Source organism: Blastococcus sp. SYSU DS0753 (assembly GCF_054051175.1).
The window spans coordinates 119,553-130,968 of the sequence record NZ_JBJHAT010000001.1 but is presented as its reverse complement, the minus strand read 5'-3'; the positions used below and the strand labels follow the sequence as shown (position 1 = coordinate 130,968).

The 11,416-nt window shown below is 73.0% G+C and carries 12 protein-coding genes; 3 read left to right on the top strand and 9 right to left on the bottom strand.

Going from position 1 to position 11,416, the window contains the following annotated elements:
- Nucleotides 1-21 precede the first annotated feature (21 nt).
- A complete protein-coding gene (locus ACI799_RS00605) occupies nt 22-804 on the bottom strand; it encodes a crotonase/enoyl-CoA hydratase family protein (RefSeq protein ID WP_456612096.1) in 783 nt (260 codons plus the stop codon).
- 80 nt (nt 805-884) lie between these two features.
- On the opposite strand from ACI799_RS00605, the gene ACI799_RS00600 reads away from it, so the two are divergent.
- Nucleotides 885-1,691, top strand: coding sequence for an enoyl-CoA hydratase/isomerase family protein (locus ACI799_RS00600; protein WP_456612095.1), 807 nt, complete (start codon nt 885-887; stop codon nt 1,689-1,691).
- 47 nt (nt 1,692-1,738) lie between these two features.
- Here the strand turns inward: ACI799_RS00600 and ACI799_RS00595 are convergent, their stop codons facing one another.
- The 8 genes from ACI799_RS00595 to ACI799_RS00560 all read right to left on the bottom strand — a co-directional run bounded on the left by ACI799_RS00595 (nt 1,739) and on the right by ACI799_RS00560 (nt 9,756).
- The gene (locus tag ACI799_RS00595) at nt 1,739-2,761 is read right to left on the bottom strand and encodes an LLM class F420-dependent oxidoreductase (RefSeq protein WP_456612094.1); all 1,023 of its coding nucleotides are present in this window, start codon (nt 2,759-2,761) and stop codon (nt 1,739-1,741) included.
- 37 nt (nt 2,762-2,798) lie between these two features.
- The gene (locus tag ACI799_RS00590) at nt 2,799-3,956 is read right to left on the bottom strand and encodes an acyl-CoA dehydrogenase family protein (protein WP_456599245.1); all 1,158 of its coding nucleotides are present in this window, start codon (nt 3,954-3,956) and stop codon (nt 2,799-2,801) included.
- Nucleotides 3,953-4,876, bottom strand: coding sequence for a crotonase/enoyl-CoA hydratase family protein (locus ACI799_RS00585; protein ID WP_456599244.1), 924 nt, complete (start codon nt 4,874-4,876; stop codon nt 3,953-3,955). Before ACI799_RS00585 ends, ACI799_RS00590 begins: the two co-directional genes overlap by 4 nt.
- 68 nt (nt 4,877-4,944) lie before the next feature.
- Nucleotides 4,945-6,105 carry a branched-chain amino acid ABC transporter permease gene (locus ACI799_RS00580; RefSeq protein ID WP_456612093.1) on the bottom strand — a complete coding sequence of 387 codons (1,161 nt, stop codon included), beginning with the start codon at nt 6,103-6,105 and terminating at the stop codon, nt 4,945-4,947.
- Complete coding sequence (locus ACI799_RS00575; RefSeq protein ID WP_456599242.1) at nt 6,102-6,989, bottom strand: branched-chain amino acid ABC transporter permease; 888 nt, start codon at nt 6,987-6,989, stop codon at nt 6,102-6,104. The genes ACI799_RS00580 and ACI799_RS00575 overlap by 4 nt, the downstream gene beginning before the upstream one ends.
- A 43-nt stretch (nt 6,990-7,032) precedes the next feature.
- Nucleotides 7,033-7,740 (bottom strand): ABC transporter ATP-binding protein, encoded by a 708-nt coding sequence (locus tag ACI799_RS00570; RefSeq protein WP_456599241.1) that lies wholly within the window; start codon nt 7,738-7,740, stop codon nt 7,033-7,035.
- On the bottom strand, nt 7,737-8,537 hold the full coding sequence (locus ACI799_RS00565; protein ID WP_456599240.1) for an ABC transporter ATP-binding protein: 801 nt from the start codon (nt 8,535-8,537) through the stop codon (nt 7,737-7,739). Before ACI799_RS00565 ends, ACI799_RS00570 begins: the two co-directional genes overlap by 4 nt.
- Nucleotides 8,538-8,541: 4 nt before the next feature.
- Nucleotides 8,542-9,756 carry an ABC transporter substrate-binding protein gene (locus tag ACI799_RS00560; RefSeq protein ID WP_456599239.1) on the bottom strand — a complete coding sequence of 405 codons (1,215 nt, stop codon included), beginning with the start codon at nt 9,754-9,756 and terminating at the stop codon, nt 8,542-8,544.
- 220 nt (nt 9,757-9,976) lie between these two features.
- Here ACI799_RS00560 and ACI799_RS00555 point away from each other — a divergent pair, with 220 nt between their 5' ends.
- A complete protein-coding gene (locus ACI799_RS00555; RefSeq protein ID WP_456599238.1) occupies nt 9,977-11,023 on the top strand; it encodes a phosphotransferase family protein in 1,047 nt (348 codons plus the stop codon).
- Entirely contained in the window at nt 11,023-11,394 is a 372-nt protein-coding gene (locus tag ACI799_RS00550) for a DUF6285 domain-containing protein (RefSeq protein ID WP_456599237.1), read from the top strand. Before ACI799_RS00555 ends, ACI799_RS00550 begins: the two co-directional genes overlap by 1 nt.
- Nucleotides 11,395-11,416 lie beyond the last annotated feature (22 nt).

Below are 11,416 nucleotides of genomic sequence, written 5' to 3'. Positions count from 1 at the left end.
CCGGCCGATGCGGGCACCAGGTCAGCGGGCGAGACGGCGGCGGACGGCGGCCACCTGCTCCTCGGAACCGATGAGGGCGCGGATGACGTCCTGCTCGGCCTGCAGCCCCTCCTCGAGGGGCACCCGGCCGGCGAGGTCGACCAGCCGCTTCACGCCGCGGGGGGCGTTGCGGCCGTGCCCCGCGATCTCCTCGGCCAGCGCCCGGGCGGCGCCCAGCGGGTCGTCGGCCTGCCGCGTGGCCAGACCGATCCGCACCGCCTCCGCGCCGTCCACCTTGCGCCCCGTGAGGGCCAGTTCCTTCGCGACGTCCCGGCCGACCAGCTCGGGCAGCAGCTGGGTCCCCATCATGTCGGGGACCAGCCCCCATTGGATCTCCATCACCGACAGCTGGGTGTCGGGGGCGACGATCCGGATGTCGGCGCCGAGGGCGACCTGCAGCCCTCCCCCGAAGGCCACGCCGTGCACCGCCGCGACGACCGGGGCCGGGACCAGCGACCAGACGTGCACCGCCTGCTGAGCCAGCGCTCGTGCGGCGCCAAGCTGCGGGCGGTCGGCCACCACGTCCCCGCGCGCGCCGTCCCGCATCGCCGCGAACTGCGCGAAGTCCAGGCCGGCGCAGAACGCGCGGCCCGCGCCGGCGAGCACCACGGCGCCGACGTCGTCCCGCTCGATGAGCGCGGTCCCGGCGTCGACCAGCGCCTCGAACATCGCCGGATCGAGTGCGTTCAGCTTGTCGGGGCGGTCGAGGGTCACCGACGCGACCCCGTCGACGACCGTGGTGGTCACCCGCTGCTGCTCACCCATGGCGATTTCCTCCCAGGACCCTGGTTCCGCTGGCCCACCCACCCTAGGCTGGTAGTGATCGATCGTTAAGGGAGTGCGCCATGGCCCTCGTCCGGCTGACGACACCCGTTCCCGGGGTCACCACCGTCACCCTCGACCGCCCCGACCGGCTCAACACGATGAGCGCCGAGCTGGTGGCCGAGCTCGGCGCCGCCCTGACCTCGATCGCCGCGGACCGCGAGTGCCGCGTCGTCGTGCTGACCGGCGCCGGGCGGGCGTTCTGCGCCGGCCTGGACCTGCACGGCTACGACGGGGACGACCAGCGGGTCGAGCGCGACGGCACCGTGCTGGCGGCGCTGGACCGGCAGCGGGAGATCGCCCGGCTCGCCGAGCAGCTGCACCGGCTCCCGCAGCCGGTGATCGCCGCGGTCAACGGCCCGGCGGCCGGTGGCGGTCTGGCGCTCGTCTGCGCCTCCGACATCCGCATCGCCGCCCGATCGGCCGTCTTCGCCGTCGGCTTCATCCGCGCCGGGTACTCCGCGTGCGACATCGGGGTGTCGTGGCTGCTCCCCCGCATCGTCGGGGCGGGCCGCGCGCACGAGCTGATGCTCACCGGGCGCCGGTTCACCGCCGAGGAGGCGCGGACGATGGGCCTGGTGGTCGACGTCGTGGCCGACGACCAGCTGGTCGACCGCGCGCTGGCCACGGCGCAGGAGATCCTGCGCAACCCGCCGGCGTCCGTGGAGCTCACCAAGCAGGGCATGTGGATCGCCCTGGAGACGGCGTCGTTCGCCGCGGCGATCGAGTTCGAGAACCGGCAGCAGGTCATCACCGCGCTCACCGCGGACGCGCGCGAGGCGACGGCCGCGTTCGTCGAGAAGCGGTCCCCGGTCTACACGCGGCGCTGAGCACCCGCCGGCCGGCCCGGCGGCGGTTCCCCCCGCCGCCGGGCGGCTCAGCCGGCGATCTCGGCCATGGTGCGCAGGGTCCGGGCCGATCCGCTGACGAGCATCGTGGTCACCAGGGACTCCTCCCAGGCGGCGAGGTCGTCGGCGATCTTCTCCCGGGGGCCGACCAGGGCCACCTTCTCCACCATCGCCAACGGCACGGCGGCGACCGCCTCGTCCTTGCGTCCGTCGAGGTAGAGGTCCTGGATGCGGGCGCACTCGGCCTCGAAGCCCATGCGGGCGAGCACCTCGTAGTGGAAGTTGACGCCGCGCGCGCCCATCCCCCCGATGTAGAGCGCGAGCATCGGGCGCACCCGGTCGGCGGCGGCCTCGACGTCGTCGTCGATCTCGACGCCGACCATGCACGGGACGCGGAAGTCGTCCGGGGTGCGACGGGCGCCCGGCCGGGCGAACCCCTCCGCCAGCGACGCGCGGTAGTGGGCGTCGTCGTGCGGCGAGTAGAACAGCGGGATCCACCCGTCGGCTATCTCCGCCGCCAGCGCGACGTTCTTCGACCCCTCCGCGGCGAGCAGCACCGGGATGTCGCTGCGGACCGGGTGGACGGTCGAGCGCAGCGGCTTGCCGAGGCCCGTGCCCCCGGCATGGGGAACGGTGTAGTGCTCCCCCTCGAACCGGACCACGTCCCGCCGCATCACCCGGCGCAGGATCTCGACGTACTCGCGGGTCCGCGCGAGGGGCTTGGGGTACGGCTGGCCGTACCACCCCTCGACCACCTGCGGCCCCGAGACGCCGAGGCCCAGCACGAAGCGTCCGCCGCTGAGGTGGTCCAGCGTCATCGCCGCCATCGCCGTCGCGGCCGGGGTGCGCGCCGACAACTGCACCACCGCCGTCCCCAGCTCCAGCCGCGCCGTGCGGCTGCCGAGCCAGGCCAGCGGCGTCAGGGCGTCCGAGCCGTAGGCCTCGGCCGTCCAGACGGACTCGAAGCCCAGCTCCTCGGCGAGCGCGACCTGCTCCGCCTGCCCCTCCGGCTGCCGCGCACCCCAGTAACCCAGGGCCAGTCCGAGCTTCACGCGTGTCCTCCCGGCCGACCGGGCCGGCCCGCGGCGCTCACTTCCGGCCCACCAGGTCGCGGCCGATGATCTGGCGCATGATCTCGTTCGTGCCGCCGAAGATGCGCTGCACCCGGGCGTCCTGGAAGGCCCGCGCCACCGGGTACTCGAGCATGTAGCCGTAACCGCCGTGCAGCTGCAGGCACCGGTCGATCACCCGGTTCTGCACCTCGCTCCCCCAGAGCTTGGCCCGGGCGGCGTCCACCGCGCCGAGCTCGCCGTCGTTGTACGCCAGCACCGCCCGGTCGACGTAGACCTGGGTGACGTCGACCTCGGTCGAGACGTCGGCCAGTTCGAAGCGGGTGTTCTGGAAGTCTGCGACGGGCTGCCCGAAGGCCGTCCGCTGCTGGGTGTAGTCCAGCGTCGCGGCCAGCGTGGCCCCGGCGACGGCCACCGCGTGGGCGGCGATGGAGAGGCGCTCCAGCGGCAGGTGGGACATGAGCTGGCGGAACCCGCCGCCTTCGGCGCCCAGCAGGTTCTCGTCGGGCACGAAGACGTCCTCGAAGAACAGCTCGGCGGTGTCCTGCGCCTGAAGCCCGACCTTCTTGAGCTTGCGGCCCCGGGTGAATCCGGCCATGCCCCGCTCCACCACCAGGAGGCTGAAGCCACCGGGCCCGCCGGCGGGATCGGTGCGCGCCACGGTGATGACCAGGTCGGACTGGATGCCGTTCGTGATGAACGTCTTCGCACCGTTCACCACCCAGCCGCCCTCGACCTTGCGGGCGGAGGTGCGGATGCCCTGCAGATCGCTGCCGGTGCCCGGCTCGGTCATGGCGATCGCGCCGATGATCTCGCCGGCGCACATCCGGGGCAGCCAGCGCCGCTGCTGCTCCTCGGTGCCCAGGGAGACGATGTAGGGGATCGCGATGTCGTCCTGCAGGGAGAACCCGGAGGCCACCGACGCGGCGAAGACCTTGGCCAGCTCCTCGAGGACGACGAAGCGGTAGCGGTAGTCGCCCGCCATCCCGGCGCCCCCGTGCTCGGCCGGCGCCGACAGCCCGATGACGCCCTGCTCACCGGCCTTGAGCCAGACCTCGCGGTCGATGAGCCGCTCGTCGTCCCACCGCTCGAGGTGGGGCGCCACCTCGCGGGCCACGAACTCGGCGACCACGCCGCGGAAGTCCTCGTGGTCGGTCGTGTACAGGGTGCGCTTCACCGTGCCTCCCGATCGCTGGTCAGCGGCTCGCGGTACTCCGGGGCGGGCAGCCCCGCGAAGACGTCGGGCAGGTCCCGCGACACCACGCCGGGGAACCGCGCCGGCCGTTTCTCCAGGAAGGCGGCGATGCCCTCCCGGGCGTCGTCGCTGGTGCCCCGGACGTTCAGGGCGTGCGTCTCCACCTCGTGCGCGACGACGGGGTGCTGCGCGCCGAGCATCCGCCACAGCATCTGCCGGGCGAGGGCCACCGAGACCGCCGCGGTGTTGTCGGCGATCTCCGCGGCGAGCGCGTAGGCGACCTCCAGAAGCTCCGCCCGCGGGTGCAGGCTGCGGACGAGCCCCGCGGCGCGGGCCTCCGCCGCCGGGAACACGCGGCCGGTCAGCACCCACTCGAGCGCCGTCTGCAGCGGGACCACGCGCGGGAGGAACCACGAGGAGCACGACTCCGGGACCAGCCCGCGTCGGTTGAAGACGAAGCCCATCCGGGCGTCCTCGGCGGCGATGCGCACGTCGGCGGCGAGCGTCATCGTGATGCCGACGCCCACCGCCGGCCCGTTGATCGCCGCGATGATCGGCTTGTGCAGCTCGTACATGCGCAGCACCACCCGGCCACCGCCGTCGCGGCGCATCCGCGGCCCCTCGCCGTCCTCGTCGGTCCGCCAGCCGTCGAACGCGGCCGTGCTCGCCGAGAGGTCCATGCCGGCGCAGAAGGCACGCCCTGCCCCGGTGAGGACGACGGCGCGCACGGCGTCGTCGGCGTCGCAGCGGTCCAGGGCCTCGAGCAGCTCGACCTCCATCCGGTCGGTGAAGGCGTTGAGCGAGTCCGGGCGCTGGAGCGTGATCGTCGCGATCCCGTCGACCACCTCCAGCGAGATGTCCTGCAGATCCGGTTCGCCGTGGGCGACGGTCGCAGCGGGCACGGGGGCCTCCTGTTCTGCCGGCGCGGACGACCGGGCCGGCGGGGTCGGGACGGGGGGTCCGGCGGGCGTCAGCCCGCCCGGGCACCCGGTGGGCGCGCCGTCGTGTCCGGCGCGGTGACGGGAGCGGGTGTCTCCGGCGCCCGGCCGCTCAGCGGCCCCCGGCGTCCGGGGATGCGGTCGACCACCGGCCGGAGCACCGCCCGGGACAGCCCGGCGATCCCGTAGGGCATGACGAACATGAAGAGGATCAGCGACAGGCCGTAGACCAGCCCGGCCGCGGCCTGGTTGACGTCGGCCGTCCACTCCGGCACGTAGGTGATGAAGAAGGCGCCGAGCACCGCGCCGCCGATCGTGCCCAGGCCGCCGACGACGATGAGCGAGATGAACGCGATCGCCATGACCAGGCCGAAGGAGTCCGGACCGACGAACTGGACGGCGTAGACGTAGAGCACGCCGCCCACCCCGGCGTAGGCGGCGCTGATGGCGAAGACGGTCGTCTTGGTCCGGGAGCTGCGGACTCCCAGCGTGCGCGCCACCGTCTCGTGGTCGCGCACGGCCACCAGCGAGCGGCCGATGCGGCCGGTGGCCAGCCGCCGGGTGAGCACCCAGGCCACCACGACCGCGACCAGGCACAGCAGGTACACCCACTGGTCGCGCGCCAGCCCGGTCCACTCCGGCGGCTGGGCGGTGAAGACGTTGATCCCCTCCTGGCCCTGGGTGATGCCGTCCAGCCGCTTGATCGCCGCCGGCGTGACGATCGCGAGCGCCAAGGTCACCAGCGCCAGCTGCAGCCCCTGCAGCCGCAGCGCCGGCAGCCCGAAGAGGTACCCCATGACGAACGTCGCGACGACCGCCACCGGCAGGACCGCGAGGTAGTACCAGCCCTCCTGGATCAGCACCGCTCCGATGTAGGCGCCGGTCGCGAAGAAGGCGCTGTGCCCGAGGGAGATCTGCCCGTTGAAGCCGGTCAGCAGGTTCAGACCCATGCCGACGACCGCGTAGATCATGACCATGCTCAGGTCGAAGTTGACGTAGGGCGGCGAGTACAGCGGCACGAGGACGGCGACCGCCACCACGGCCGAGAAGACGGCGGTGCGCAGCCACGTCGGTGCGTCCAGCGGCGCCTGCGCCTGGCGGAGCAGGGCGAGCCGGCCGGAGAGCGAGCGGCCGGGCGCCGGTGGCCGGGCGCTCGTGCGGGTGCCGGCGCTGGTGCTCGTGCTCGTGCTCATACCCGTGCCACCGTCCTGGTGCCGAAGAGCCCTTCGGGCTTGAGGAGCAGGACGCCCATGATGATCACCAGGGCCACCGCCTGCTTGAAGTCGTTGCCGATGACGTCGACGTAGGTGCCCGCCAGGTTCTCGACCACGCCGACGATGAGACCGCCGACGAGCGCCCCGACCGGGCTGTCGAAGCCGCCCAGCGTCGCCGCGGCGAATGCGTAGAGCAGCATCGCGGCCATCATGTTCGGCTGGAGGAACAGCTGAGGGGCGGCCAGCGAGCCGACCAGGGCCCCGATCGCGGCGGCGAGCCCCCACCCGAGCAGCAGCATCCGCCCCACGGGCACGCCCGACAGGCGGGCCGACTCCGGGTTGTTCGCCGCCGCGCGCATGACCAGCCCCAGCCGGGTGCGCTGGAACAACCAGTAGAGGAGCCCGGCCACGACGGCCACCGTCAGCACGATGCCCAGGGCCTGCCGGGACGCCGCGGCGGGGCCGAGGTCGACCGCGCCCGAGCCGAAGACCGGCGGCACCTCCTTGGTCAGGTAGCCCCACACCCAGCCGGCCCCGCTGGTCAGGCAGAGCATCAGCCCCAGCGTGACGATGATGAGGGAGAGATGCGCCGACGGGCTCGTGCCGAACGGGCGGATGAGCACCCGCTCCACGCCCGCGCCGAAGGCGAAGGCGACCACCATCGCGATCAGGATCGCCACGGCGAGAGGGGTCCCCCACGCGTAGAGCTGCCAGGTGAGGAAGGCCGCGAACATGGCCATCTCGCCCTGCGCGAAGTTGACGATCCCCGAGGCCCGGTACACCAGTACGACGCTCAGCGCGAGCGCCCCGTACAGCGCTCCGGTGGCGATGCCGTCCACCACCTGCTGCAACAGCAGTTCCATGTGTGCTCCTTCGGCCGCACCCGGGGGCAGGGCCGTGTGAGGGTCAGTAGCCGAGGTAGGCCCGGCGGATGTCGTCGTTGTCGCGCAGGTCCGCGGCCCGTCCGGAGGAGACGACCCGGCCGGCCTCGAGCAGCACGGCGGAGCTGCCGATGTCCAGGGCCAGCTGGGCGTTCTGCTCGACCACGAGCATCGCCGTGCCCGTCTCGGCGTTGATCTGCCGCAGCGACTCGAACAGCGAGCGGGTCGTGTTCGGGGCCAGGCCCAGCGACGGCTCGTCGAGCAGGAGCAGCCGGGGCGAGGGCATGAGCGCCCGGGCGATGGCGAGCATCTGCTGCTCGCCGCCGCTGAGACTGCCGGCCTGCTGGTCGCGGCGGTCACCCAGGCGCGGGAAGACCGAGTACCAGTGGTCCAGGTGCCGGCGCTCGTCCCGGTCGGTGCGCAGGTAGGCCCCGACGCGCAGGTTGTCCTGCACCGTCATCGAGCCGAACGTGCCCCGGCCCTGCGGGACGTGCGCGACACCCAGCGCGGCGATGCGCTCGCTGGGCAGCCCGACGAGTTCCTGCCCGTCGAAGCACACCCGGCCGCTGCCGCGGATCATGCCCGACAGCGCCCGGAGCAGCGTGGTCTTCCCCGCCCCGTTGGCGCCGAGCACCACCGCCACCTCCCCGTGGTCCACCGAGAGGCCCACCCCGTGCAGCACCTCGACCGGCCCGTAGCCGGCGTCCAGGTCCTCGACCTCGAGCAGGCTCATGCCGGTGCCCCCAGGTAGGCCTCGACCACGTCGGGGTCCGCGCGCACCTGGTCCGGCGTCCCGTCGGCGATCTTGCGGCCCAGGTTCAGCACCACGACCTGGTCGGAGACCCGCATGACCATCGCCATGTGGTGCTCGACGAGGAGCACCGAGAGGCGGTGTGCGTCGCAGAGCCCCCGGATGGTGTCGGCCAGCTCGAGGACCTCCTCGTGGATGAGCCCGTTGGCCGGCTCGTCGAGCATGAGCAGCCGGGGCCTGGCCATCAGCGCGCGGGCGAGCTCGACCCGCTTGAGGGTCCCGTAGGGCAGGCCGGCGGCCAGGGACGACGAGACGTGCGACAGCCCCAGGTCGTCGAGCAGGGCCCGCGCCCGGTCGATCTCCGCCCGCTCCTCCCGCCGCACCCCCGGCAGCCCCAGCGCGCTCGGCCAGAACCCCGCCCGGGTGCGGTGGTAGCCGCCGGCGAGCACGTTCTCCAGCACCGTCATCGATCCGAACAGGCCCAGGTTCTGGAACGTCCGGGCGATGCCGACCTCGGCGATCTGCTCGGTCCGCAGCGCCAGCAGGTTGCGCCCCTCGAGCTCGATCGCGCCCGAGTCCGGCTCGTACAGACGGCTGATGCAGTTGAACAGCGTCGTCTTCCCGGCACCGTTGGGGCCGATCAGCCCGCAGATGGTGCCCCGGCGGAGGTCGAACGACGGGCCGTCCAGGGCGACGACGCCGCCGAAGCGGAGCTGGACGTCGCGCACGGAGAGGAACGCATCCCCGACCGGGGCGGGGTCCGCGGTGGTCGCCGTCACCGGGTCACCGGGACCGCTCGATGACGTCGCCCTGCAGCTCCCAGGTGGTGCCGTCGAAGGTCATCATCTGCACCTGGGTGGTGGTGTAGGGGTAGTCGGGCGAGGTCTCCATGGTCACGCCGGGGAGGAACAGGTCGGGCGCGACACCCGAGAGGTTCTGGGCGGCGTCGAGCATGTCCTGCCGGGTGCAGCCCTCCATCTGCTCGAGCACCTCCACCATGGCCTGCGCGACGGTGTAGCCGTTCGCCGCCGTGGAGTCGGCGGCCTCGAAGTCCCCGCCGTGCTTCTCCGCGAACGCCTGCCAGGCCTGCATCCCCTCGTCCTCGGCCCAGCCGGGGTCGGAGACGTCCTTGAGCCAGGTGAAGGAGACCGCGTCCACGGCGCCCTCACCGGCCGGCTGCATGACGGCCTGCGCGTGGTTGGTCCCGGAGGTCACCAGGGTCAACGGCTGCCAGCCGATCTCGTGCGCCTTCTTCAGCGACTGCGTCATGAAGGTGCCGGTGGCGTAGTTGAGCCACACGTCGGCGCCGGAGTTGGCGAGGTTGACGACCTGGGAGTCGGCCGATCCACCGGACTGCTCGTAGGCCTGCTCGCTGACGATCTCGACCCCGGTGCCCTCGAACTCCCGCTGGAAGTTCGCCAGCATGCCCTTTCCGAAGCCGTCGTTCTGGTAGAGCAGGCCGACCTTCGCCTGGGGGTTCTGCTCCAGCACGTAGTCGGCCATGACCTGGGCCTCGAACTCGTACTGCGGGAGGAACCCCATGGACCAGTACTCGTCCTGGGCCATGAACTCGTCCGTGCCCGTCATGGCGAAGAGGTTGGGCACGCCGTTGCCGGCGACGTAGTCGCCGATGGCGAGGTTGGGCGAGGTGCCCAGGACGTTCATCATCGCGAACACCTGGTCCTGCTCGACCAGGGTGCGCGTGTTGCTGACCGTGCGCGCCGGGTCGTAGGCGTCGTCCATCGCCCGGTACTCCACGGTGCGGGTCACCCCGTCGCCCATCTCCACGCCACCGGCGGCGTTGAGGTCCTCGAAGTACGCCTGGGCGGCCCGGCCGATGGAGCCGTACACCGCGCCCGCGCCGGACATGGGCAGGCTCGAGCCGATCCGGATCGTGGAGTCGGTGATCCCGGGGTCGCACTCGCCCCCGTCGGCGGAGGCGGCCGTGCTGTCGGCGCGCCCTCCGCAGGCGGTCAGCACGAGAGCGGCGCAGGTCATGGCGACGACGGGACGACGGCGGCTCAAGGCAACCTCCACTGTTGGGCGGAAACCGCCTCAGACGCGGCTCCACGGGTTGGACGCTCACTGAGCGAGCGCTACATAGGACAATGCAAACTGTGATCCATGTCAACCCCTTGCGCCGGTCCGACGTGATCCCGTTCACTGGCTGCGGCCGCTGGAGTCGCGTGCCCTGAGCGAGCGTTCAAGGAAGGTGCCCGTGGAGGTGGCGGCGATGCGGCCGGAGGTGGCCGGCGGCGGCGAACCGTCGGAGGTGGACCGGCTGGCGGTCGCGCTCGGGCGCCGGCTGGCGGAGGTCCTCGGGCGTCCGGTCACCGTGCGCGATCTGCGCCGGTTGTCCGGCGGTGCGAGCCGCGAGACGTGGACGCTCACCGCGGCAGGCGACGAGGGGTCCGGCCCGCGGCTCGTCCTCCGGCGGGACCCGCCGTCGGAACCGCGCCCCGACGAGATGCGGCGCGAGGCGCTCGCGATCGGTGCCGCCCGTCGGCACGGCGTCCCGGTCCCCGAGCTGCTCGACTGGTCGGCCGACGCGGAGGTCCTGGGCGCCCCCTACCTGCTCATGTCCTTCGTCGAGGGCGAGACGATCGCCCGCCGGATCCTCCGCGACGACCGGTACGCGCCCGCCCGGGAAGTGCTCGCCGCCGACCTGGGTCGCGCCGCCGCACGCATCCACGGCATCGCCGCCGACCAGGTCCCGGACATCCCCCGGGTCGACCTCGTCGAGGACCTCCGGGCGCGGTACGAGGCCGTCGGTGTCGCCCGGCCGGTGCTGGAGCTGGCGTTCGCCTGGCTCGCGGCATCGCGGCCCGGACCTGCCGCTGACCCGTGCCTGGTGCACGGCGACTTCCGGCTCGGCAACGTGATCGTGGGCCCCACCGGGCTGCGGGCCGTCCTCGACTGGGAGCTCGTGCACCGGGGGGACCCGATGGAGGACCTCGGCTACCTGAGCATCCGCGCCTGGCGGTTCGGCGGCCCGCGGCCGGTCGCCGGCGTGGGCGGGTTCCGCCAGCTGTTCGACGCCTACGAGGAGGCCGGCGGCGCACGCCCGGATCCCGAGGTCGTCCACTGGTGGCAGGTCGCGGGCACCCTCAACTGGGGCGTGGGATCGATGGTGCAGGCGCAGCGGCACTTCTCCGGGGCGACCCGCTCCGTGGAGCTCGCGGCCATCGGCCGGCGGGTCGCCGAGCAGGAGTTCGACCTGCTCCGCATGCTCGGCCGCCGCACCGCCGACGGGAGGCCGGCCTGATGCTGCACACGTTCCCCGACGCCCGCGAGGTCGTCGTCGCCGTCCGGGAGTTCCTGGAGCGCGAGGTGATGCCCGGGACCACCGGCACGCTCTCCTTCCAGGCCCGCGTCGCCGCCAACCTGCTGGCCGCACTGGAACGCGAACTCGAGCTCGGCCCCGCCGCGCAGGCCCGGTACGAGCAGCTGCTCGCCGACCTCGGCGTGCGCGACGAGACGGAGCTGGCCGAGCGCATCCGGGTCGGCGACGTCGACGTCGCCGACCCGGACCTGGCCGCCGCGCTCCACGCGATGACCACCGACCGGCTGCTGGTCTGGAACCCGCAGCACCTCTCCGACGACATCGACGACGACCCGCGGACGGCCACCCGGTGACCGTCCGCACCAGCAGGGAGGA

What these genes read in the sequence shown, in the direction of transcription:
- ACI799_RS00600 (WP_456612095.1), top strand. Translation starts at nt 885, where the DNA reads ATGGCCCTCGTCCGGCTGACGACACCCGTTCCCGGGGTCACCACCGTC.
- ACI799_RS00550 (WP_456599237.1), top strand. Translation starts at nt 11,023, where the DNA reads ATGCTGCACACGTTCCCCGACGCCCGCGAGGTCGTCGTCGCCGTCCGG.
- ACI799_RS00560 (WP_456599239.1), bottom strand. Translation starts at nt 9,756, where the DNA reads ATGACCTGCGCCGCTCTCGTGCTGACCGCCTGCGGAGGGCGCGCCGAC.
- ACI799_RS00575 (WP_456599242.1), bottom strand. Translation starts at nt 6,989, where the DNA reads ATGGAACTGCTGTTGCAGCAGGTGGTGGACGGCATCGCCACCGGAGCG.
- ACI799_RS00570 (WP_456599241.1), bottom strand. Translation starts at nt 7,740, where the DNA reads ATGAGCCTGCTCGAGGTCGAGGACCTGGACGCCGGCTACGGGCCGGTC.
- ACI799_RS00605 (WP_456612096.1), bottom strand. Translation starts at nt 804, where the DNA reads ATGGGTGAGCAGCAGCGGGTGACCACCACGGTCGTCGACGGGGTCGCG.
- ACI799_RS00580 (WP_456612093.1), bottom strand. Translation starts at nt 6,105, where the DNA reads ATGAGCACGAGCACGAGCACCAGCGCCGGCACCCGCACGAGCGCCCGG.